22 protein-coding genes are annotated in these 22,471 nt (G+C 38.7%); 11 read left to right on the top strand and 11 right to left on the bottom strand.

The features are described 5' to 3' along the window. Nucleotides 1-82 precede the first annotated feature (82 nt). From ACSVH6_RS13175 to menC, 7 genes are all read left to right on the top strand, one after another. A complete protein-coding gene (locus ACSVH6_RS13175; protein ID WP_438079257.1) occupies nt 83-922 on the top strand; it encodes a 1,4-dihydroxy-2-naphthoyl-CoA synthase in 840 nt (279 codons plus the stop codon). 18 nt (nt 923-940) lie between these two features. After that, the gene (locus ACSVH6_RS13180; protein ID WP_438079259.1) at nt 941-1,456 is read left to right on the top strand and encodes a PH domain-containing protein; all 516 of its coding nucleotides are present in this window, start codon (nt 941-943) and stop codon (nt 1,454-1,456) included. Then, a complete protein-coding gene (locus ACSVH6_RS13185; protein ID WP_438079261.1) occupies nt 1,456-2,955 on the top strand; it encodes a PH domain-containing protein in 1,500 nt (499 codons plus the stop codon). The genes ACSVH6_RS13180 and ACSVH6_RS13185 overlap by 1 nt, the downstream gene beginning before the upstream one ends. 32 nt (nt 2,956-2,987) lie before the next feature. Further along, nucleotides 2,988-3,953, top strand: coding sequence for a 1,4-dihydroxy-2-naphthoate octaprenyltransferase (menA, locus tag ACSVH6_RS13190; protein ID WP_438079263.1), 966 nt, complete (start codon nt 2,988-2,990; stop codon nt 3,951-3,953). 40 nt (nt 3,954-3,993) lie between these two features. Next, nucleotides 3,994-4,671, top strand: a complete 678-nt coding sequence (locus tag ACSVH6_RS13195) for a metal-dependent hydrolase (protein WP_438079265.1) — start codon at nt 3,994-3,996, stop codon at nt 4,669-4,671. Between the two features lie 61 nt (nt 4,672-4,732). Beyond that, on the top strand, nt 4,733-5,932 hold the full coding sequence (locus ACSVH6_RS13200) for a tetratricopeptide repeat protein (protein ID WP_438079267.1): 1,200 nt from the start codon (nt 4,733-4,735) through the stop codon (nt 5,930-5,932). Between the two features lie 4 nt (nt 5,933-5,936). Beyond that, nucleotides 5,937-6,983: an o-succinylbenzoate synthase gene (gene menC, locus ACSVH6_RS13205; protein ID WP_438079269.1), complete on the top strand. Its 1,047-nt coding sequence runs from the start codon at nt 5,937-5,939 to the stop codon at nt 6,981-6,983. Nucleotides 6,984-7,022: 39 nt separating this feature from the next. On the opposite strand, the gene creD is transcribed toward menC, so the two are convergent. From creD to ACSVH6_RS13230, 5 genes are read right to left on the bottom strand one after another with little or no spacing between them, the layout of a single operon-like run. Beyond that, nucleotides 7,023-8,378 (bottom strand): cell envelope integrity protein CreD, encoded by a 1,356-nt coding sequence (gene creD, locus ACSVH6_RS13210; protein ID WP_438079271.1) that lies wholly within the window; start codon nt 8,376-8,378, stop codon nt 7,023-7,025. Nucleotides 8,379-8,400: 22 nt separating this feature from the next. Next, nucleotides 8,401-8,712: a hypothetical protein gene (locus ACSVH6_RS13215; RefSeq protein WP_438079273.1), complete on the bottom strand. Its 312-nt coding sequence runs from the start codon at nt 8,710-8,712 to the stop codon at nt 8,401-8,403. A 2-nt stretch (nt 8,713-8,714) separates the two neighbouring features. Further along, a complete protein-coding gene (locus ACSVH6_RS13220) occupies nt 8,715-9,170 on the bottom strand; it encodes a hypothetical protein (RefSeq protein WP_438079275.1) in 456 nt (151 codons plus the stop codon). Between the two features lie 54 nt (nt 9,171-9,224). Next, nucleotides 9,225-9,521, bottom strand: coding sequence for a winged helix-turn-helix domain-containing protein (locus tag ACSVH6_RS13225; protein WP_438079277.1), 297 nt, complete (start codon nt 9,519-9,521; stop codon nt 9,225-9,227). A 2-nt stretch (nt 9,522-9,523) separates the two neighbouring features. Then, nucleotides 9,524-10,147, bottom strand: a complete 624-nt coding sequence (locus ACSVH6_RS13230) for a hypothetical protein (protein WP_438079279.1) — start codon at nt 10,145-10,147, stop codon at nt 9,524-9,526. 86 nt (nt 10,148-10,233) lie between these two features. Between ACSVH6_RS13230 and ACSVH6_RS13235 the strand changes: the two genes are divergently transcribed. Both ACSVH6_RS13235 and ACSVH6_RS13240 read left to right on the top strand, forming a co-directional pair. Continuing rightward, nucleotides 10,234-11,607 (top strand): M28 family peptidase, encoded by a 1,374-nt coding sequence (locus ACSVH6_RS13235; protein WP_438079281.1) that lies wholly within the window; start codon nt 10,234-10,236, stop codon nt 11,605-11,607. 1 nt (nt 11,608) lies between these two features. Next, nucleotides 11,609-11,830, top strand: a complete 222-nt coding sequence (locus tag ACSVH6_RS13240) for a hypothetical protein (protein WP_438079283.1) — start codon at nt 11,609-11,611, stop codon at nt 11,828-11,830. Between the two features lie 112 nt (nt 11,831-11,942). On the opposite strand, the gene ACSVH6_RS13245 is transcribed toward ACSVH6_RS13240, so the two are convergent. The 5 genes from ACSVH6_RS13245 to ACSVH6_RS13265 all read right to left on the bottom strand — a co-directional run bounded on the left by ACSVH6_RS13245 (nt 11,943) and on the right by ACSVH6_RS13265 (nt 21,201). Beyond that, complete coding sequence (locus tag ACSVH6_RS13245; protein WP_438079284.1) at nt 11,943-18,431, bottom strand: choice-of-anchor L domain-containing protein; 6,489 nt, start codon at nt 18,429-18,431, stop codon at nt 11,943-11,945. 32 nt (nt 18,432-18,463) lie between these two features. Beyond that, the gene (locus tag ACSVH6_RS13250) at nt 18,464-19,309 is read right to left on the bottom strand and encodes a hypothetical protein (RefSeq protein WP_438079286.1); all 846 of its coding nucleotides are present in this window, start codon (nt 19,307-19,309) and stop codon (nt 18,464-18,466) included. 17 nt (nt 19,310-19,326) lie between these two features. Then, entirely contained in the window at nt 19,327-20,145 is an 819-nt protein-coding gene (gene kdsA, locus ACSVH6_RS13255) for a 3-deoxy-8-phosphooctulonate synthase (RefSeq protein WP_438079288.1), read from the bottom strand. Between the two features lie 68 nt (nt 20,146-20,213). Then, the gene (locus ACSVH6_RS13260; protein ID WP_438079290.1) at nt 20,214-20,672 is read right to left on the bottom strand and encodes a 2-dehydro-3-deoxyphosphooctonate aldolase; all 459 of its coding nucleotides are present in this window, start codon (nt 20,670-20,672) and stop codon (nt 20,214-20,216) included. 43 nt (nt 20,673-20,715) lie between these two features. After that, nucleotides 20,716-21,201, bottom strand: a complete 486-nt coding sequence (locus tag ACSVH6_RS13265; RefSeq protein WP_438079292.1) for a DUF4199 domain-containing protein — start codon at nt 21,199-21,201, stop codon at nt 20,716-20,718. A 99-nt stretch (nt 21,202-21,300) separates the two neighbouring features. Between ACSVH6_RS13265 and ACSVH6_RS13270 the strand changes: the two genes are divergently transcribed. Together ACSVH6_RS13270 and ACSVH6_RS13275 are read left to right on the top strand one after the other, a co-directional pair. Next, on the top strand, nt 21,301-21,864 hold the full coding sequence (locus ACSVH6_RS13270; RefSeq protein ID WP_438079294.1) for a YeeE/YedE family protein: 564 nt from the start codon (nt 21,301-21,303) through the stop codon (nt 21,862-21,864). After that, nucleotides 21,861-22,274: a DUF6691 family protein gene (locus ACSVH6_RS13275; RefSeq protein ID WP_438079296.1), complete on the top strand. Its 414-nt coding sequence runs from the start codon at nt 21,861-21,863 to the stop codon at nt 22,272-22,274. The genes ACSVH6_RS13270 and ACSVH6_RS13275 overlap by 4 nt, the downstream gene beginning before the upstream one ends. Nucleotides 22,275-22,276: 2 nt before the next feature. Here the strand turns inward: ACSVH6_RS13275 and ACSVH6_RS13280 are convergent. Continuing rightward, nucleotides 22,277-22,471, bottom strand: a 195-nt coding sequence (locus ACSVH6_RS13280) for a T9SS type B sorting domain-containing protein (RefSeq protein ID WP_438079298.1), incomplete at its 5' end; no start/stop codon positions are given.

The following is a 22,471-nucleotide window of genomic DNA, read 5'->3' on the forward strand; positions in this document are numbered from 1 at the left end:
TTTACGCTAAAATAATAGAATTTACAGAAGCAGTTATTTTTTTAACTAAAAAATAAGAACTGCGAATTTAACCCTTTTGTTTATGAGTACAATACAATGGCAAACTGTCAAAGAATTTGAAGATATCACATATAAAAAATGCAATGGAGTAGCTCGTATTGCATTTAATCGTCCGGAGGTACGAAACGCCTTCCGACCAAAAACTACAGCTGAGTTATTGCAGGCTTTTCACGATGCTCAGGAGGATACTTCTATTGGAGTGGTGTTGCTTTCAGCTGAAGGGCCTTCGCCCAAGGATGGTGTATATTCTTTCTGTAGCGGAGGTGACCAAAAAGCCCGGGGTCATCAGGGATATGTGGGCGATGATGGGTATCATCGATTGAATATACTCGATGTGCAGCGTTTGATTCGTTTTATGCCGAAAGCTGTGATTGCGGTAGTTCCGGGTTGGGCTGTTGGCGGCGGACATAGTTTGCATGTGGTTTGTGATTTAACATTGGCCAGTAAAGAACACGCTATTTTTAAACAAACCGATGCAGATGTGACGAGTTTTGATGGGGGCTATGGTTCAGCCTATTTAGCTAAAATGGTTGGGCAGAAAAAAGCGCGCGAAATCTTCTTTTTGGGTCGCAATTACAGTGCGCAGGAAGCTTTTGAAATGGGTATGGTTAATGCAGTGATTCCGCATGCCGAGTTGGAAGATACTGCCTATGAGTGGGCGCAAGAGATATTGGCAAAGTCACCAACCTCTATCAAGATGCTAAAGTTTGCCATGAACTTGACGGACGACGGCATGGTGGGGCAGCAGGTATTTGCCGGAGAAGCTACGCGCTTGGCTTATATGACAGACGAAGCCAAAGAAGGAAGAGATGCTTTTCTGGAAAAGCGTAAGCCTAATTTTGATAAAAAATGGTTGCCATAATTCTCATAAGTACAAACGATGGAGCACTTTACGAACGAAACTATTGATCTTTCGCAATTACCCAAACACGAGACCTTATCTTTTACCGGTCTTCATTCTTCGTATTGGAAGGTGATGCTCATCAATATTGCTGTGTTTTTTGGATTGTTGACTACAGCAATGGTGTTGGGGATTGTTTACGATTCCGAACTCCGTGCTATTGCAACTGTTTTGGGAACAGCCTTGGTTGCCTTGCTGGTTTTGGTAGTGTTCTTTGCCCGGTTGTCGTTTACAAAGCGAGGCTATGTTTTTAGAAACCACGACGTGATATACCGCACCGGTATTATAGCGACTAATACGGTAATTATTCCTTATAACAGAGTGCAGCATGTGGCGTTACACGAGGGTTTTGTAGCTCGTTTTTTTAAACTGGCCAAAGTGGAGGTTTTTACAGCAGGAGGTAAGGGAAGTGATATTCAAATCCCTGGTATAGAGAAAGAAAAAGCCGAAGACATCAAGCAGTTATTGATGGGTAAAATTCAAAAACAGTTGTAATGAAAACCGATTTTACGTCACCGCAAAGACAAGCTCCCATAGGGATTTTAGTGATGTTTCTTTCTACTTTGAAAGGCATTGTTAAAGCGTTTTGGATATTGTTTATCGTGGTGATTTTAAAATCAGACAACATGAATGCGTTTTATTTTGTCGTAGGTTTTTTAATGTTGATTGGAATAACCGGCTTGATTTCGTATTTGAAATATATCAATTTTACGTTTTACATTGATGAGGAAAAGGACGAATTTATCATCAATTCGGGTGTGATTAACAAGACCAAAACGGTAATACAACTCAATAAAATACAGCAGGTCAACATCAATCAGGATTTTGTACAGCAGTTAATCAAAGTGTTTTCGCTCGATATTGAAACCGCCGGAAGCGAAAGTAAAGAAGTCGAAATCAAAGCGGTGTCCCATGAGTTGGCTTTGGCCTTAAAGGAGAAATTAATTCACGGGAAGGTTACGGCTAAAGCGGATCACGAAGAGCAGGAGTCTTCTGAAACGGTTGATGGTAATGAGCCTTTTATCAAAATCAGTTTTTGGAGTTTATTTAAAATCGGGATTACCTCTAATTATGTTAGAAGTTTGGGGTTAATTGTGGCTTTCTTTTTTACGGTTTACGAAAATATCAGCCACATTTTTGGTGATGATGAATTGGAAAATGGCCGTGTAGGGACGTATATCAAAAATGGAGTTACCTTCAATGCGGTGATGATTTTTATTGGTTTTCTTATGTTTGGCATCTTGTTGTTCAATTTGGGCCGAACCATTATCCGCTATTTCGGATTTAAAATTACCAAGCAAAAAGGAACTTTGGTGCTGAATTTCGGGTTGATCAATATCAAAAATTCAATCGTAAGACCCGAACGGGTTCAGATAATCAGCGTTTCCAGGAATTATTTTCAGAAAAAATTGAATATTTTTCAGGTAATCATTCGTCAGGCAATGAATGGGGAAAAAGACCAGCGAAAGACTGCTTTAGAAATTCCGGGTTGTGATGAAACCGAAAAAAATCAAATCCTGAAATTGCTTTTTAACGAATTGCCCACCAAAGGCCTGATGATTACGCCCAATTTCAGAAAGCTGGTTTTCTCTTTGTTTTTGCTTGTTTTTTTGCCGATACTCGGCTACTGTCTGGTGGGAAGATATAGTGACAGCAGTGTTTTTGATTTCTATGGTATCGCTGTTTTTTACAGTGTTTTGGTGATGGCATTGCTTTACTTTGGCTTTAGAAATTACCGACTTTTTCTCAACGAGAAATACATCATCAAGCAAAGCGGGGCTTGGGATATTGAAAACCAAATCATTGAGATTCATAAGATACAGGCCATTACCACCTCACAATTGTTTTGGCATAAAAATTTAAATATTGGTTCACTAACTTTGCATACGGCTGCCGGCGACCTTAGTTTTTATTTGGGCAATTACGCTACGATAAACGATTATGTCAACCTCTGGCTCTACTTGATCGAAACCTCTGATAGCAATTGGATGTAAATCAGTTAATTATAAAATTTAAAATAATAAAAATGAAACACTGGATTGAAGCTGCGCGCGTTAGAACCTTACCGCTTTCGGTATCGGGGATTATTGTTGGGAGTTTTTATGCCATGTCGCAAGGCATGTTTAACTGGAAAATTGTCGTTTTTGCCTTGTTGACTACTTTAGGCCTGCAGATTCTCTCCAATTTTGCCAACGATTATGGCGATGGAGTCAAAGGGACTGATAACGAAGATCGGATTGGACCAAAACGCGCCATACAGAGCGGGGTAATTACGCCCCAAGCGATGAAACGGGCTATGATGGTCATGTCATTGATTACCCTTGGTTTTGCAGGGTTACTGATTTATTTTGCTTTTAAAGAAAGCTATCTGCTCTATTCTTTTGTATTCTTTGTTTTGGGAATTCTGGCTATTGCTTCAGCCATTCGTTATACAGTGGGCAAAGGTGCTTACGGTTATCGTGGTTACGGTGATTTGTTTGTGTTTCTCTTTTTCGGATGGGTGAGTACTTTTGGGGTGTTTTTTATGTTTTCCAAAGAAATAGACTGGTTGTTGCTTTTGCCGGCGACTGCCATTGGTTTTTTGAGTGTCGGGGTGTTGAATCTGAACAACATGCGCGATGAAGAGAGCGATCGAAAATCGGGAAAGAATACACTGGTAGTAAAAAAAGGCGGTGTCTGGGCCAAAAAATACCATTTCTTTTTAGTGGTTTCGGCCATGGTTTTAGTGCTGTTGTTTGCTGTGATTTTTGATTTCACCATCGATCCCGCAAATCCCGAAAGATTTAATTTTGATTTGTACTTGTTTCTGATAGCTTATATTCCGCTGATTCTTCACTTGAAAAGAGTGGCGGCAAACACCAATCCGAAATTGTTGGATCCTGAGTTGAAAAAGCTGGCTTTGAGTACTTTTTTGTTAGCCATCTTATTGGCCTTGAGTATGTTTTATTTTTTTTCGGATATTATAGTGAATCTTTTTTTAGGAGGAAGATAGTAACGGCTTGAACAGCGTTTTAATTTAAAAAATTGAGCAAATGAAAATTACATTTTACGGACACTCCTGTATTGGGATTGAGGTCAATGGGAAACATATTTTAGTAGATCCGTTTATTACGGGCAATCCGAAGGCAGCACACATTAATTTAAGCGATTTAAAGGCGGATTATATATTGCTGACCCATGCGCACCAGGATCATTCATTAGATGCAGAGAGCATCGCTAAAAACACCAATGCGGTTATTGTTTCCAATTGGGAAATAGCTACTTATTATGGCAATAAAGGGCTGCAGTCGCATCCGATGAACCATGGAGGAAGCTGGAGTTTTGATTTTGGTAAAGTGAAATATGTTGCGGCATCCCATTCCAGTTCTTTTCCGGATGGAACCTATGGAGGAAACCCGGGAGGTTTTGTTATAGAGGGGGAACATAAGAATATTTACATTTCGGGCGATACCGCTTTAACAATGGATATGAAGCTTATTCCGATGCGAACCAAACTGGATTTAGCCATTTTTCCTATAGGAGACAATTTTACTATGGATGTGGAAGACGCTATCGTGGCGGCTGATTTTGTACAGTGCGATAAAGTTTTAGGCTGTCATTATGATACTTTCGGTTTTATTGTTGTCAATCATGATGAAGCGAAGAAAAAATTCTTTGATGCCGGAAAAGATTTAATGTTGCTGGAAATCGGAGAGAGCATTGTGTTGTAATCAAACTATTTTTTTATTCATTAAAAAGGCTCTTTCATGTGAAAAGGAGCTGAAAATCATTATGAAATTAATTAAATTAACTGTTTTTCTGTTGTTTGTCTCGGTGGTTTCGGGACAAAGCAAGCAAGGATATTGGGATAATGTACGAACTACTAATGAAACTGCGGGTGTGGGGTCAGGCGACAGAAAATGCATTAAAACGGCTGATTTTCCTGAGGGCACTACAGAAGTAGTCTACCGGATTTCGCTTTTGGATGATAATCAAAAATTGTCGTCTAGTCTTGTTTCAGTGTTAAAAGCGATTCCTGATCCTACCGGAATCAGTCAAGGTTCTGCCGGAGCCGTATTTTTACTTTCCACTATTTCAGGTACTGACAAATGCAAATACGCAGTTTTTACCAATAAAAAGGATGCAAAGGAGTATGAGAAGTCGGGTGAGTTGAAAAATGCCTGTATTGTTCAGGATAATCCAATCAATAAAGAGGCAAAGCTTTTGTCAGACCGCTCGAGCTGTTTAACCGGAAAAACTAAAAATTTATGGTTTGTCTTTGAAAGCACCAATTGGGTAATGAATGAAAAAATTGTTCTGGAGGTAGTGCCGTGGGTTGACAACAAACTCAGTTCCGGTTGGAATAATGATGCTAAAAAGGAAGTGATTGCGCTTTGCAAAAATCTTTCGGTGATGTCTTCAGTGGTTAAAAAAGATCAGTTTTGTGGTTTTTTTCTGGATATGGTTACCCAAACCTACAGTTATAAGGATTTTAAAAATCTGCTTCCCGAAGAGAAAGCGAAAGCAATCAGTAGTTTTTCGGAAAAAGCCTTGATGAAAATAGGTGAAAACAAGGTGATTACAGTTTCTGCCAGAGCCGAGGCGATGCAGTTGTTTGACAAAGGCAAAAAGCAGGAAGCGATTGATTTGCTTCAGAGTACCTTGAGCAAAAATGTTTCGGTAACTACTGCGGATTATGTGCTTTTAGGGAAGTACTATTTGCTTACAAAACAGTTTGGAAAAGCCCTTGAAATTCTGAAATCGGCGGAGCAAAAAGACCCGAATGATTTGACAATCCAATTGAATTTGGCTCACGCTTACCTCTTTATGGATGACTTTACAAAGGCCAAAGAGATTTATAAACAATACAAGAGTCAGAATATCTCAGCGGATGTTAGCTGGACACAACAAGTGAAAGCGGATTTTCAAACTTTTGAAAAGAATAATATGAGCAATCCAAAATTCAAACGGGTGTTGAATATTTTAGACTAAAACCGTGAAAGCAACCTATCACCAATACATCCTCAATTTTAAGCAACCATCAGGAACTTCCAGAGGCGTTTTGAAAACCAAAGAGACATGGTTTATTGTTCTTGAAAAAGACGGCAAAACAGGGGTAGGAGAGTGTGGGATTTTACGTGGTTTGAGTGCCGATGACCGTTCTGATTATGAAGAAAAATTACAATGGGCATGTGAGCATATAGGCTTAGGAAAAGACCAACTTTGGAACGAATTAATCGAGTTTCCGTCAATTCAATTTGGAATTGAAATGGCTTTTTTGTCTTTGGAAAGTGAAAATCCTTTCGTTTTATTTCCCTCTGATTTTACCGAAAACCAACACAGTATTCCTATCAACGGATTGGTTTGGATGGGGGATGAGGCGTTCATGAAACGTCAAATCGAAGATAAAATTGAGCAGGGATTTAACTGTATAAAATTAAAAATCGGAGCCATAGAATTTGACAAAGAATTGGATTTATTACGCTTTATTCGTCAAAACTTTGATAAAGAAACAATGGAAATTCGAGTTGATGCTAACGGTGTTTTTAGTTATGATTCGGCTTTATATAAAATAAATCAAATAGCTGGTTTTGAAGTTCATAGTATAGAGCAACCCATTCAAAAAAACAATACTGACATGATGTCAGTTTTGTGTAAAAACACAACAATTCCTATAGCTTTGGACGAGGAGTTGATTGGGGTGTTCTCTTTTGATGACAAACGACAATTACTGCAAAAAATCCAACCGCAATACATCGTTTTGAAGCCTAGTTTTATCGGTGGCATTCGAGGAACTTTGGAATGGATTTCTATAGCTGAAAAGTTAAATATCGGTTGGTGGATTACATCGGCTTTGGAAAGCAACATCGGTTTGAATGCGATTGCTCAATTTACTTTTTTGCTCAACAATAGTATGCCTCAAGGTTTAGGAACCGGAAGTTTGTATACCAATAATTTTGATTGTCCTTTAACGGTTGCTCATGGAAAACTTTGGTATGACAAAGACAAAGAATGGAAGGTTGATCCAAACCATTTCAAATAAAAAAGTCTGCTCTTTTCGGCAGACTTTTTTGTTTCAAGACTATTTGCTCCAATCAATTTTTCGGGAAAAATACATGACAACACCCAAGATAACAAACAATCCGATGCTGCCCACCAGTAGTGCATAATCTTCCATTTGGATGATGATGTAAATGAAGGTATATAATGCCGACAATGCACTTCCTATAAACAAAGGAAATTTTTTATTTTTCAATACAGAAATGGAGTAGAGCGTTATCATTGCCACTACCGATGTTCCGGCTATAGTGTACGCAAGGCTGAAAGTACTGTGTTCTGTAATTGAAATCAATAATGTATAAAACATAATCAGGGCCAAGCCAATCATAGAATACTGAAAAATGTGAATGTTGATTTTGCTGATGGATTGAATCAGGAAAAAGATAAGAAAGGTCAAACCAATTACCAGAAAACCATATTTGGACGCGCGTTCGTTTTGTTGGTATTCATCAACGGTTTGGATTAATTTTACACCAAAGAGGTAATCGTCCAAATTGGGAAGTGTACTAACGTATTGTTGGGCAAAAGTGCGGTTGATGTCCAATATTTTCCAATCGGCATGAAACCCTTGGTTGTTAACCGTTTTGGTAGTGTCGCTGGCGGCAAAAGTACCTTCAAAGCTGGGCGATTCCCAGTCGGAATTCACACTGACGGTAGTTATTTTCCCGATGGGAATAAACTTGATGCTGTTGCTGCCATTGTAAGTAATTGCAAAATTAAAATTGATTTTAGTTCCGGAAACCAATTGTCTGTAATCAAATTGATTGGTTGCTAAGATGCTGTACTCACTTTTATCGCTGTTTTGAGGTTCGAAAGTAAAGTGATGCTTATTCAGTTCTATTTTCAATTCACTTTTGATGCTTTTTAGGTTTGTGGTCTTAACCACAATGGCGGCTTTATCCCATTGAATGTTTTCGACAGGAATACCCAGTTTTGAAAAATCGGGATTCCCGAAACTTCCTTTAAAAGTCATATCAGCTGTAAATACCACATGATTGAAAATGCCGCGTTTCAGCGATTCGTTTTTTTTGACATTCGACTTGTTGGACAATTCATCCGGAAAAAAATAAGCGAAATTAGTGATGGCTCTTCGCTGAATAGACACCGCTCCTGTTTTGGCATCAGTAATATTGTAATTTTCATAGGTATTGTATGGGATTCGTAGTGTGGGACCATAGAACAGGATGTCTTTTCCCCATAAATTAGTGACTTCATCTACCACTTCGTTTTTGCGTTGTGACCTTTCCTGAATTAAATCCTGAACAAAAAACAACGGGATGAGCAGTACTAAAGTTAAAAAGCCTACCATGATCATTTTGGCTGTAGTTGATTGAAAAAAGTTGTTTTTTTCGGTGTTTGTGGTTTCTTGATTTTCCATTTTTTTTGATTTTAAGTTAGTATCAGTTTTCGTTGACTACGATATAGAAATACAGCAGCGCAATCGGAATGTTAGCCAATAGAATCAGGATTCTGATGGCAATGGTTTTCCTTTCATTGGGTGTTATGATGAATTGATAGCACAGATTCAGCAGAACCAAAGAGTTGATTAGAATAGCGAAGAGCACATAAAAGAACCCTATAAACAAAAGACTTTCTTCGTTGGGCATTGTCAGTCTTAAGAACAAGAGCATCGTTCCGATACAAAAGGAACCCATGGCAATGTATGTTGAGGTTCCGGTTTGAGGATTAGCGTTATAAAAGTCGGTTTCCATAGTTAATTAATTTTAAAAGTTTCACGAATAGTTTGAGTCGGGATGTTGAGCATTTTTGAGAAGTTAAGATGATAAAAGCAGTACGCTGTCTTTCCTCTCTTAAATTGATTGAAGAAGTAGTTAAGTTTATTGACATAAAGAATACTGCCGATTGTAATCACAAAAAACTGATACACGCTTCTTTTGCCATTTCCCAATAAATAAAATTGCATGCCTATTTCTTCCGGTACGGTGACTCCTGTTTGGGTTAAAACATGTATGACATCATGGTCTTCCAGTTTGGGTTCCAATTCGAAGTTATAGGTCAATAAGAAGCAACCTATTTCAAAGCCTAATGTTTGTTGAGGATATCGGATGAGTTCCTTACTGGTAATCTCCCAAGCCTTATTTTTTTTAAAATACCGTTGATATGGTTTTTTACTCCAATCATACATTTTTTCCAGAATTAAATCTCGCATAAATATTAAATTAAAAGTACTTTGAATTTCAAAGTTTATAAATAAAAAAAAGGACTAACTTTTCTGTATTAATTTTTCCAAAGCATCAATGTGTTCCTGAAATGCTTTTTTCCCAGAGGCTGTTGCGATGTATCTGGTATTGGGTTTCTTTCCGATAAACTGCTTTTCAATGGTGATGTAATTCTCGGCTTCCAAGGCTTTAGTGTGACTAGCCAGGTTCCCGTCAGTAACCCCTAACAGTTCTTTCAGCAGATTAAAGTCTGCACTCTCATTGACCATCAATACCGACATGATTCCAAGACGGATTCGGTGGTCAAAAGCTTTATTGATATTTTGGATGATGTTTTTCAAAATTAATTTCTGTCGTATTTAAAGTACATCATGGCTCCATAAACGATATGACAGCCTCCAAAACCCAAAGCCCAAAATAAAAGCCCGTAACTGAGAAACCATGTACATAGTAATCCTAAAATAATCATGGTAATACCCAAATAGCGAACATCCCCAAGGGTATATTTGCTGGCATTTACGCAGGCCAGCCCGTAAAAGAGTAGGGTCAAAGGGGCAACCAGATTTAAGATTTCTTTTTCAATTAAAAAAAGAATAAAAATACCGCCGGTTATCAAAGGAATAGCAAAGTTAATCACCAAGCGTTTGGAAGACGAATTCCAGATTTTTTCATTGCCCTTTTTAGCTTTTTTGATGCTCAAAATTATTCCGGTTACTATGGATAAAACGACAACCGTAAATGCAATCATAAACAATTGCACTACAGCGTCGCTAGAAATCGTTAAATCGTTGTAATTGGAAATGCTATCATTGTCAAAGTAGATTGTTTTGTATGCCAGCCAAGCACCCATTAATGCATATATTCCTGCCAAAACTCCTGAAAGTCCACTTAGTGAAATGAATCGCGAAGAACGATCCATAAGGGTTTTGATTTCTGAAATGTCTTTAAGATAATCTTTTGCTTCCATATTAAAGTACTTTGAAAAACAAAGTAAATGAAATATTTTCCTTTGACCAAATGTTTTTTGAATTATTTTTGAGAAAAAATTTCTCCATGAAAAAAAATGTTTTCGGTTTCTTATTATTACTCGCTTCATTATCCCATGCTCAAAATAAGGATGAGCAAATGCTAAAAGATATGTATAAATTTTCGTTGACGCAATCTCAATGTTATTCGTGGCTGGATGATTTGTCCAATAAAGTAGGACAGCGTATGTCTGGTTCAGCAGGAGCGGAAAAAGGAATTGCTTATGCCAAAGCTAAGCTGGAAACATTAGGACTGGACCGTGTATATCTTCAGGAAGTTATGGTACCAAAATGGGTAAGAGGTGAAAAAGAAATGGCATATATTTTAGACAATAAAACAAAAATCAACGTTCCTATTTGTGCTCTTGGTGGTTCTGTGGCCACGGCCAAAAACGGATTGACTGCCGAAGTGATAGAAGTACACGGGATTGATGAACTCAAAGCATTGGGAGCCGCAAAAGTAAAAGGCAAAATTGTATTTTACAATCGTCCGTTTGAACCTGAAAATGTTGATGCCTTTAAGTCTTATGGGAACTGTGTTGACCAGCGTTATTATGGTGCCAAAGAGGCTGCGGCATTAGGAGCTTCGGGAACTATTGTACGTTCTATGAATTTCAGATTGGATGATTTCCCGCATACAGGCGCTCAAAGCTATGGTGATTTGCCAAAAGAGCAATGGATTCCGACAGCTGCAATCAGTACTAATGGAGCTGAATTATTGAGTCAGAAGCTAAAATCAAATCCCAAACTGCAGTTTTTTATGAAAATGTCTTGTCAGCAATATGAAGATGTGCTTTCCTATAATGTAATTGGAGAAATTACGGGTTCAGTACATCCGGAAAAAATTATGGTTGTAGGAGGGCATTTGGATTCTTGGGATTTAGCTGACGGATCTCAGGATGACGGAGCAGGTGTGGTGCAAAGCATGGAAGTTTTGGAACTGTTCAAAAAATTAAATTACAAACCTAGAAATACTATCAGAGCTGTCCTTTTTATGAATGAAGAATTTGGAGGTAAAGGAGGAAAGAAATATGAGGAATTGTCTAAACTGAATAACGAAAATCACATTTTTGCTTTGGAGAGTGATGCCGGTGGTTTTTCACCCAGAGGTTTTTCATTTGAATGTGATGAGCTTAACTTTACTAAAGTTTTGAGCTGGAAAAATTTATTTGAACCGTATCTGATTCACAATTTTGTTAAAGACCACACCGGATCAGATATTGCACATCTGACTTCGAAAAAAATAGTTAAAGCGGGTTTGCTTCCGGATTCCCAACGCTATTTTGATTATCATCATGCCGCTAATGATAAGTTTGATGCCGTAAATAAAAGAGAATTAGAACTGGGAGCTGCGACCATGGCTTCCTTAGTATATTTATTTGATCAATATGGAATTGATTAATATGAAAAAGATTTTCTTTTACTTTTTACAATTATTGAGTATGTTCTTTTACATACTTTTAATAACTGCTGCTTATGGTGTGATTAAAGAGGTATTGCAGAATGCTAAAGGGTTGGAATATAATTTAGGCTACGGTTTATCAGCGGTTTTAGTTTTGGGATTTCTTTTTTGGCTCAATACTAAATTATATCGTTATACTGATAAATGTTCGGTAAAGAAGTAAGACAAATAAAAGAGATCAAGTTAAAATCTTAACTGAATTAATTTTGGTCTCATTTCTTCAGGGACCACAAAATTAAAACTAAAAAGCCCCGATTTATTCGGGGCTTTCTTTTTTATTGTTTTCTATTGATATAAATCCAACCTGTTTTTGCGGATTGATTATCATTGAGATCAATCACATAATAATAGGTTCCGTCAGGCAATTCATCTCCGGCATCGGACTGACCAATCCATTGATTTGAATAATTAGCCCTAGAGTATACTTTCATACCGAAACGGTTGTAAATGGTTAATTCTTTTACGTTATACCCAGTCAAGTCAAAGAAGTCGTTGTCACCATCATTATTAGCCGAAATCCCTTTTTGAATTTCACAGAAAACCCTTTTTATAATAATATCATGTGACAAGGCACAACCGTCAGCAGTAGTTACTGTTGCGGTAAATGTAACTGGTAGCGTTTCTTGTTCCGGGGTAGAGGCAAGATAAGCAGTAACGTCAAAGGTATTAGCATTAGTGCCGATACTTTGCAGGTTACTGTTGAACCAGGCATAATTAGCAGTGTTTAAATCAAAAGAATTATTAACAGCCGATACAGTTACAGTAAATTGATTAGCAATACATGCCCCATCAAGCGCAAAGTCAAATCCGTCTAATACCGTTATGGTTAAACTGCCGTTTGCAGCACATTGTCCGACATCAGGTGTAAACAGGTAAGTTCCCGTAGTATTAGTGTTGACCGTTGCCGGCGACCAGGTTCCTGTGTAGCCTTCAAGGGAAGTATTCGGAAGCATAGGCGCATTTTCACCGATACACAGTGGCGCAATGGCATCAAATGTTGCCGGGTTCTTTGGATTTACAGTTATGGTCAATGTGGTATTTGAAGCACATTGATTTGCATTCGGTGTAAAAGTATATGTTGTAGTGACAGTGTTATCCAATGCCGGTGACCAAGTTCCGGTATAACCGTTTAATGAAGTTGTCGGCAAAGCAGTAAGAGCCGCTCCGTTACAAATAGCCGCTACCGAATCGAATGTAGGTGTTATTGGCTGATTAACATTTATTGTTAAGCTGCCTGTAGTGGCACACTGACCGGCATTTGGTGTAAAGGTATACGTAGCGGTTTGAGTGTTATCAACAGTAGACGGATTCCAGGTTCCTGCAGTTCCTTCTATCGAATTGGCTGGTAAGGCAGGAACAGAAGCACCGCTGCAAATTGTGGCTGGTGTTGCAAATGTAGATGGGATAAGTGGTGTAACGGTAACTGTGATGGTTACTGCTGTACCACAAGTACCTGAATTCGGAGTAAAGACATAATCAGCGGTTAGTGTATTACTCACCACGCTTGGCGACCAAGTTCCCGCAACTCCGTTATCGGATGTTGTTGGTAATACAGGAGCTGTTTCATTTTCACAAATAGTGGTGTCGATTGTGAATAATGTTGTTGTCAACGAATTAACGATCAATTGGAATGAACGGACTTCATAACATCCGGATAAGTTATTTTCAACTCTCACATAGATAGTTTGTGGGTTACTGGTGTTGGTATATAGGGTTGGTAAAACGTTAGTTTCAGACATTGCATCAGCCTGTGACATATAATAGCTCACATTATAACTGGCCGGGTCCAAAGTTCCCAAAGCCGATGCGTTATTTTGGCTTAAATCAAATTCAGCCGTACCAGTATTGCTACAAGCTATCAAATCGTTAGGGGTTCCGGTTACTAATTGACTATAATATTCGATAGTAATAGTATCGGAAGCAGCACAAGTTGTGTTGATGTATTGGGCAGAAATACCGTAATCACCGGGTTCAGTAATCGTTAAGTTTGGACCGGTTTCATTAGGGATAGGATTACCATTGAAGGTCCAAGTAAAGTTATACAAAGCCGGATTTAATCCGCTTTGTATGGTATAACTTTCGCCAAAACATAAAGCGTTATTAGTGGCCTGAAGGAAATCGGTTCCAAGGTCGATGTTCCCAATGTTTAAACTTCCGCCTTCCAGGAATACAGCTGAGTCATATAAATTATCCAATCGGTCAGCGATTACCAATTTAATGTGGTATTGGTTTCCTGGGATTACAGTAGAAGTAGCCGTTAAAGGAACGGTAGAACCATTGAAATTGGTAGGAGAACCTAACGGGTCTAATCCGCCGGCACCATAGAAATCACCAAAATATTCCGGATTTACAGAACCACAGCCGTTATTAAATTGATTATCTCTGATGGTAACCACGGAAACCGGAGTGGTGGTATTCGGAACAACTGCTAAGTTTGTGGTGGTACCAGTAGCGATGTCTGTAAGTAAAAAAGCAAAAGCATCGGAATAATCACATTGGAACGTACCGTATTCTTCCGAAGCAAAAACAAAATTGAAATTGATGGTGTCTACTAACGGAATAAAATCAAATTCCAGTTTTGTAGCGTTTTCTGAGTTCATCGGGTTTCCGGTTGCCGCTAATATAATAGCTTCTAATTGGGCGTCGCCTGGCCATGTGTTAGCCCCATCACTTAAAGTAGTACTGTTCGGTCCCGGAGCGTTGAGCGCATTTCCACTGGTTAACACAATACCGTCCGAGAAAGGAAATCCAGAGCCATTTTGGTTGAAATAAGCGATACCGTTAGTTGAACCAAAATTGGTTCCTGTAGATGAGGTAACATTCGAAACGGATGCACAAGATGAATTTAAGAATACATCTTCTACTAATTGTTGTGTGGTATATAAGGTATTGTTTGTAATTATTGGAGGCGGTATCGTTGCAACACAAACATCAAATGTAGTTGTTTGCCCCGGAGTTGCTGTCCAAGAATATACTCTTATATAATAGGTTTGACCTACCGTTAAATTAGTAGCGATACTTGAATTAGGATCACTACAATATAATTGTGTTAAACTACCGCAATTTGTTCCGGTATATACTGCATGAAATAAATCGGTAGTACTGCCATTTACGTTAAGTAAAGAAATAGCATGTTGTGCACTGGTCGCTGTAAACTGGAACCAAACATCGTCATCATCGGTTCCTCCGCAAGTATTAGATTGAAGTGAAGCAGTAGCTCCTAATAGACTGCCCGGAGCAGTTTGAATACATTCAATAGTAGGGTTGACCGGTACAACAGTTGCAAAATCACACTCGTCATTGGCAATTAAAGTAGTAAAAGATTTGACGTTAGACCAAAAGCTGATATCGGTGGCTGAACAAATTGCTCTGACATAAACATCATATCCCGTTGCCGGAATTAAATTGGCAAAAGTGTAAGAGTTTGTGGTCACTAATATACCTCCGCTGGTTGATGCATTTGGTGCCGGTGAACCACTTGGTAAGATCAAAACTTCCCATTGACTGGCTGTTCCTGCTTCTGTCCAAGTTACTGTAGCTCCCGTTTGTGTAATAGGGGCAATAACTAAAGAATTTGGTTTTGGACAGGTTGGCGGAATACATTCTGCTGTTCCCGAAAACAATACAGTTCCCGGAGTTCCGGTTCCGAAAGGTTTTGTAAAGATAACTTCCTGAGGAGCTAAAGCTTCCTGAATGGTAATTCCTATTTCATTTTGGAAGGTACCGGCGGTACTCCAAAATAATTCAAAAGGTATTCCGTGACATAAAGGAACCGTTACCGATACTGTTGAGGTTCCTTGCGCTGCTGTAGGCCCGGTAAGAGTAGCTATCACAATTCCGTTTTGTCTCACCTGCATGGTTCCGCCATTCCAACCATCTCCAAAGGAATCACTCATATTGAATGTATAATTACATTGGTCGGCTAAAGGACAAAGCGATGTGGTGAAATTTTTAACAGCGCTCCATGAACCAATATTGGTCACTGAACAGACAGGTCTTACATAAAAATCATACGATGTTCCCGCAGTCAAACCGGTATATACAAAAGGATTTGTTGGGGCATCTGTCCAACCTGTGGTTGAAGCATTTGGTGCCGGAGAGCCTGCCGGTAAGACTAGTACTTGCCACGAAGTCTCCGGGCCGGAAGAGCTCCATCCTAATGTTGCATCCGTATTTGAAATAAAAGTTGCTGTTAAAGCAGTAGGGGCCAAACATTCCGGTACGGAACAATTAACAGTATTTGTATACAGAACTGTTCCTGACGTTCCGGATCCTGGATTTTTTACAAATAAAGTTTGACCAAATGAATTAATTACTGATACACCCATTTCTCCTGGGAAAGCTCCTGCGGCATTCCAAAAGAGGTCATAAGGGATACCATCACACATCGGTACGGTTACTGTTATCGGATTTTGGTTATCAGCATCCGTTGGTCCGGTGAGTGTGGCTACTACAATTCCGTTTTGTCTGACTTGCATTGTACCACCGTTCCAGCCATCACCAAATGAATCGATCATAGTGAATGAATAATTACATTGTTGAGACAGTGGACAAATAGTGGTATTGAAGTTTTTAACACTGCTCCATCCTCCAATATTAGTGTCTGAACATACCGGTCTTACATAAAAAGAATAAGCCGTGGCAGCCGTTAATCCCGTATACACAAATGGGTTTGTGGGAGCATCTACCCAACCGGTTGTAGAGGCATTTGGTACAGGTGAACCTGCAGGTAATACGATGACTTGCCAAGCAGTTTCAGGCCCGGTTGTAGTCCATCCCAATGTAGCTTCTGTTTCAGAAATAAAAGTGGCTGTTAAAGCGGTTGGCGGCAAGCACTCCGGAACTAAACAATGTACCGTATTATTATAAAGTACTGTGCCGGCTGTTCCTGTTCCCGGGGCTTTTACAAATAAAGTTTGATTAAAAGAATTGATTATCGTAACTCCCATTTCTCCTGGGAATGTTCCGGCAGTATTCCAAAATAAATCAAAAGGGACATTGTCACACATGGTTACGGTTACATTTACAGGAGTTGTACCTTGAGCTGCAGTAGGACCGGTGAGTGTGGCAACTACAATCCCATTTTGTCTTACCTGCATGGTTCCGCCATTCCAGCCGTCTCCAAAAGAATCTACAAGTCTAAAAGTGTAATTACATTGTTGAGAAACGTCGCAAATGGTAGTATTGAATAAATAAGGTCCTGACCATACACTGAATGTTCCGTCTCCACAGTCAGACCTTACGTAGTACTGATATGCAGTAGCTGCGGTTAAACCACTAACAACAAAATTAGTATTGGTATTTGCTGTTACACCGGCACCGGTAGGAATTGGAGATCCGGCAGGCTGGACGGCTACCTGCCAAGAGGTAGCTCCGGGATTTACCCATGATAACTCTGCAGTAGTTTGCCCTATATTGCTGGCGCTTAATGTAGATGGAGGCGGACAGTTAACCGCTTGAATAGTTAAGGTATAGCCAGTAGTTTGTGGCGTAGCCCAAGTTGAAATAACAAAGTAATAGGTGTTTCCGGCAACCACCGGTAAATCAAAAGTTCTCGGAGCAGTACCTGCATTAGCGACACCGTTCAAACAACTAACGCCAATATCAGAACAGTTACTGTAAGCAAAAATTCCAGAGTAAGTCGCAGTTGGAACCATATTTACATTAATTGTTCCTGATGTTGTTGCTGTGTAGGCATAAACCACATCATTACCGTTCAGATATGCATTAGTTGATCCACAACCGGTTGCCCCGGGAGTTCCTTCAATAGCAGGATTGTCTGAATAGTTAGAAGTGTTATCCGTAGTTGTATAAGGCAAGCTAACAATAGTGATTGGTGCGTTACAACCAATACCGGGACTCGTAGTAGTAAAAGTTTGGGGACCTACCCAAATACTGTTTCCCTGACTACACACAGCTCTTACATAGAATTGGTAGGTAGTAGTAGGTGTAAAATTTACCCCGAGAGTAGTTGCTGTTGCCGGATAAGAGGTTCCTGTGACAGGAGTTCCAATTCCGGAGGGAGTAGCTCCGTTATTTACGATTTCTATCTCAAATGAAGCGGCTCCTCCCGGATTTCCCCATCCTAAGTTGGCAGAAGTTTGTGTAATTCCACCGGCAGTTAAGTTGTTGGGTTCGGTACATTTTTCAACAATATTGACATTGTCTATCAGCCATCTGTCACCACCTAAATTAGCATCAGGTTGTGTATAAACCATAACAAATGCCACATAAACATCTAAACCTGCATAGGCAGACAAATCAACTATTTTCTCTTGATAAATATTAAAAGTAGTTGTTAATTCGTTTTCGGTCCATTGTTGAACCAATGAGTAGGCAGATGGATCGGTTTGAAAGGAGGCATCAATTGCCGGAGCAATTTTAATTTGGTACAAAGTACCTTGAACTCCGCTCGTAAAGGTTCTGGTGTAAAAGTGTAATTGACCGTTTGCCGGGATAGTTACAAGTGGAGTAGCTAAGTAATCCTCGGAAGTATTTCCCGCACCAATATTTTCATTTCTTACATATGCAGCATTGCTACCTTGATAAACTAACGGAGGAGTGGCTATGGTTGAGTTGATTCCCCAACGTTGTCCGGTTCCGATACCGTTATCAAAAACGGCCCAATTTCCTGTGCCTAAAGTCCAATTAGTGTCCGGCAGGGCGTCTGGTCCTGTCGTTGATTCAAATCCTTCTAATGATAACTGAGCGTATCCATTTATAGAAATGAAAGCTAGCAATAATAAAAATGTAATTTTTTTCATAGTGGTTGGTTTTTTTGGTCAATGATTACATGCTATACTCTGAAAACACCTCCAAAGACAATGATTCTCTGAAGGAATAAAAAATGCTGTGAAGCTTTGTCTGCAGGATCATGAGTGGTTCGGATATCAGGCATATTGATATAACCACCTTTTAATTCTGCTTGCATAAAAAAGTATTTAAAAAACGTAAAATTTAATCCCACTTTAGCAGAAACGCCATAGCCCGAAACATGAAAATCATCGTGGCGCTCTTTTCCTAACAGTGTAGCGTTAGTTTTAGGTAATAAAATTCCGGCACCGGCTCCTTCTGTAATGTTCATCTGGAATTTATCGGTATTTCGAATGTTGAATAATTTTGAAATATCATCTACGCGACAAAACTCAGAGTTGATGTAGTTCAAACCGTCGGTATGCTCAAATTTGAGAAAATCTTCCGTTAAAAGAATCTGTCCGTTAGGCAATTGTTCATTGTAACTTCCTGGATTTGGGTAATAACCGGAATAATCTACAGCTCTGTCCTGAAACATCACATATTTCATATGATCCAAACCTATAGAAATATTGTAATGGTCGTTTATAAAATATCCGATACGGAAATTGGTTTGAGGAATGGTCATTCGACCCGGATTGACATAATCTATTTGCCAACCTTTTGGTTTGTCATGGGCCACTACATCATACAAGGTAAAATCGTAATCAGCTCCCGTAAAATGAATGTCAGATTTAGTGAAGCTTTCTCTGTTTCCTCCCCAGTATACATAAAACTTTCCCTTGTTATGAGCGGTATATTTATCAGGAGTTGTCGGAGCATCTTGTGCCATCAAGGTTTCAGAGAAACTACAAAATGAGATAATCGAAAATAAAATAATTTTTTTCAAAGCAGGTATTATAAGTATTAAAATTGATTAATTGTTTTACGGATAGCTACCAAGCGAGTCATCAGTCCTTCAAAATAGTCGAGGTGTAGCATGTTGGCACCATCACTTTTAGCATGTGCCGGATCAAAATGAGTTTCAATGAAAATACCGTCAACACCTACTGCAATTCCTGCTTTGGCAATGGTTTCAATCATATCAGGTCTTCCTCCGGTAACTCCGGCAATTTGGTTGGGTTGTTGTAATGAATGGGTTACATCCAATACTGTAGTTGCATATTGTTGCATGGTAGGTATTCCACGGAAATCAACAATCATATCCTGATAACCGAACATAGTTCCTCTATCGGTAACCATCATGTTTTGATTGTTGCAGTCCAATACTTTTTGAACCGCGTGTTTCATACTTTCCGGACTCATAAATTGTCCTTTTTTCAGATTAACTACTTTTCCGGTCTTTGCAGCAGCCACAACTAAATCAGTCTGACGCACTAAGAAAGCCGGAATTTGGAGTACATCTACATATTCTGCCGCCATCGCGGCATCTTCATTGGTATGAATATCAGTTACGGTCGGAATGTGAAACGTTTCGGAAACTTTGCGGAGTATTTTTAAAGCTTTCTCATCACCAATACCCGAAAAACTGTCAATCCGGGACCGATTGGCTTTTTTGAAGGAACCTTTAAAAACATAAGGGATTTCTAATTTGTTGGTAATTGTGACTAACTTTTCGGCAATTCGCATCGCCATTTCTTCACCTTCAATGGCACAAGGGCCGGCAAGCACAAAGAAATTTCCACTATCAGTATTTTTGATTTGTGGAATTGCATTTATATTCATAAAATTTTGGATTTAAAAATCGCTAAGTTATGAATAATTTGATTACTTTTTTCAGAATTTATGTTAACTTATTTTTTAATTGTGAGGCCGACAGGAACCAATAAATAGCCTCGCTCATAGATGTTTAGATAAAGTTTTACAGGTTCCTTTTGGCCTTCCCATTTCAGCTCGTAAACATCGAGAAAACCTGCTCCCATTTCACTTCTTTTGCTGGGAAACGGACAGCAGCTTTCAAGTTTGGTAAAAGTTATTTTTTCTCCTTTTGGTCCCGCTAAAGCATTGAGGAAGCGTTCGGCATTCAGATTTTCATTTCGGGTATCTTTGTAAAATACATTAATTGGGTAATCCGGATCGTAGCCGTATTTTTTGTCTTTACTGTATTCGGTCAACAAAAAGGTATTGTTTTTTGTGATGACAGGTGTAGGAGCGTTGTTGTCTACATTTTTAAGAGTAGACTTGGTACTTACACATGAACTGAAAAGAGATATCAGTACAACAAAAAATGTAATGGCATTTATTTTTTTCATGATTAAGAAGTTTTTTTGGGATAGTACAATAATCGTGCAAAATTTATTTTTTGGTACGTATAACTAAAGAAATAATTGCCCCGGTAGTAATCCCCATTGATAAATCACCAAAGACACTTTGCACCATATAACTTCTTAAATTGAAATAATGTCGTGCTGTCTCCAAATCCATAGGATGTTCTTTGAGGGTTGTTTTGTATTGTATTATGGTTTCAAAAAAATGAGGGGTTATGCTGCTGTAAATTACGTATTGAGCGATTGGAGAAAGAAGTGCAATGAGGAAAGACAGCATTATGCCGCTTATAAATCCCTGTTGCCAGTTCATATTGCCATGAAAGAAATAGCGTTTCTTTTCTTTTAATGCAATGATGTAAAAAAGCAAAGCCGGTATGCCAATCAGATTGGTGCAAATACCATATAAAGCAATGTGTTGATCGTGTAAACCCATTAATTTTTCGCCAATTGCCCATGCTAAAGTTAACAAGGTAAAACGAAGCGCCCATTTGATTTCGATGGTGAAATTTTTCATTTTCAATTCATAATTTGACACCAAAAATACTTTATTTTTCTTAAATACTATTGCCGTAGAAAAGGACTAATATTGTTACTTTTGCAAAAAACCACTTTTATGGAATACATCACACACACTTGGCATTGGGCAATTTCAGGGTTCCTGATAGGAATGGTTATGTTAACCCTCATTTTTTTCGGAAAAAATTTTGGAATGTCATCTAATTTACGCTCATTATGCTCAATGACCGGGATTGGTAAAAAAGTAGCTTTTTTCGATTGGGATTGGAAATCACAACGTTGGAATTTAGTAGTTGTAATTGGTGCAATGTTAGGAGGTTATGTGGCAGTGCATTTTTTAAGTGATGCTTCAAATGTGAATTTAAACCCCAAAACAATCGAACAATTAGCCTCAATGAATATTGATGCACCTGATGGTAAAATATTGCCCGAAGCCTTATTCGGCAGTCAAATTTTTGAATCCCCTAAATTGATTTTAATTTTAATTGTAGGAGGTATGCTGATAGGTTTTGGTTCGCGTTATGCTGGTGGATGTACTTCAGGACACGCCATATCGGGGATGAGTAATCTGCAGTTACCGTCTTTAAAAGCAGTTGTAGGCTTCTTTATTGGCGGATTAATTATGTCTTATTTTCTTTTACCTTTAATTTTTAAGAGATGAATTTATTTAAATATTTGGCAGTTGGTTTTGTTTTCGGAATTGTTTTAACCAAAGCGGAGGCAGTTTCCTGGTATCGCATTTATGAAATGTTTCATTTTCAGTCATTTCATATGTTTGGAATCATTATGACGGCCATAGCTACGGGACTGATTGGCATCCAAATTATCAAAAGGAATAACCTGAAAGATATTGATGGTAATCCCATTTACATTCAGGATAAAGAAAAAGGAAATGCCCGTTATTGGATTGGCGGTTTGATTTTTGGATTGGGTTGGGCCATGGTTGGAGCCTGTCCGGGTCCTATCTTTATTTTATTGGGTGCCGGCTTTTTAAGCGCAGGATTAATACTCATTGGTGCCGTTTTAGGAACTTTTTTATATGGAATTGTAAAAAACAAACTGCCTCACTAAAATCAACGTTTTAATGAGAAATGGGCTTTAAATTCTTTCCATTGCAATCCACTCAAATACTCTACTTTAAACCAGTAGTCAGTGGCCGGAAGCAAATATCCGTTGTAGGTTCCGTCCCAACCATTTCCGGAAGTACTGAGTTCTTTCAATAATTTACCGTAACGGTCAAAAATATACAGTCGGGCCTGTTGGTGTTC

Source organism: Flavobacterium sp. XGLA_31 (assembly GCF_051547105.1).
Lineage (GTDB): Bacteria > Bacteroidota > Bacteroidia > Flavobacteriales > Flavobacteriaceae > Flavobacterium.

What these genes read in the sequence shown, in the direction of transcription:
- ACSVH6_RS13200 (WP_438079267.1), top strand. Translation starts at nt 4,733, where the DNA reads ATGAAATTAATTAAATTAACTGTTTTTCTGTTGTTTGTCTCGGTGGTT.
- ACSVH6_RS13195 (WP_438079265.1), top strand. Translation starts at nt 3,994, where the DNA reads ATGAAAATTACATTTTACGGACACTCCTGTATTGGGATTGAGGTCAAT.
- ACSVH6_RS13230 (WP_438079279.1), bottom strand. Translation starts at nt 10,147, where the DNA reads ATGGAAGCAAAAGATTATCTTAAAGACATTTCAGAAATCAAAACCCTT.
- ACSVH6_RS13270 (WP_438079294.1), top strand. Translation starts at nt 21,301, where the DNA reads ATGGAATACATCACACACACTTGGCATTGGGCAATTTCAGGGTTCCTG.
- ACSVH6_RS13175 (WP_438079257.1), top strand. Translation starts at nt 83, where the DNA reads ATGAGTACAATACAATGGCAAACTGTCAAAGAATTTGAAGATATCACA.
- menA (WP_438079263.1), top strand. Translation starts at nt 2,988, where the DNA reads ATGAAACACTGGATTGAAGCTGCGCGCGTTAGAACCTTACCGCTTTCG.
- ACSVH6_RS13215 (WP_438079273.1), bottom strand. Translation starts at nt 8,712, where the DNA reads ATGGAAACCGACTTTTATAACGCTAATCCTCAAACCGGAACCTCAACA.
- ACSVH6_RS13260 (WP_438079290.1), bottom strand. Translation starts at nt 20,672, where the DNA reads ATGAAAAAAATAAATGCCATTACATTTTTTGTTGTACTGATATCTCTT.
- ACSVH6_RS13185 (WP_438079261.1), top strand. Translation starts at nt 1,456, where the DNA reads ATGAAAACCGATTTTACGTCACCGCAAAGACAAGCTCCCATAGGGATT.
- ACSVH6_RS13240 (WP_438079283.1), top strand. Translation starts at nt 11,609, where the DNA reads ATGAAAAAGATTTTCTTTTACTTTTTACAATTATTGAGTATGTTCTTT.
- ACSVH6_RS13220 (WP_438079275.1), bottom strand. Translation starts at nt 9,170, where the DNA reads ATGCGAGATTTAATTCTGGAAAAAATGTATGATTGGAGTAAAAAACCA.
- ACSVH6_RS13265 (WP_438079292.1), bottom strand. Translation starts at nt 21,201, where the DNA reads ATGAAAAATTTCACCATCGAAATCAAATGGGCGCTTCGTTTTACCTTG.
- ACSVH6_RS13235 (WP_438079281.1), top strand. Translation starts at nt 10,234, where the DNA reads ATGAAAAAAAATGTTTTCGGTTTCTTATTATTACTCGCTTCATTATCC.
- ACSVH6_RS13180 (WP_438079259.1), top strand. Translation starts at nt 941, where the DNA reads ATGGAGCACTTTACGAACGAAACTATTGATCTTTCGCAATTACCCAAA.
- ACSVH6_RS13245 (WP_438079284.1), bottom strand. Translation starts at nt 18,431, where the DNA reads ATGAAAAAAATTACATTTTTATTATTGCTAGCTTTCATTTCTATAAAT.
- ACSVH6_RS13275 (WP_438079296.1), top strand. Translation starts at nt 21,861, where the DNA reads ATGAATTTATTTAAATATTTGGCAGTTGGTTTTGTTTTCGGAATTGTT.
- creD (WP_438079271.1), bottom strand. Translation starts at nt 8,378, where the DNA reads ATGGAAAATCAAGAAACCACAAACACCGAAAAAAACAACTTTTTTCAA.
- kdsA (WP_438079288.1), bottom strand. Translation starts at nt 20,145, where the DNA reads ATGAATATAAATGCAATTCCACAAATCAAAAATACTGATAGTGGAAAT.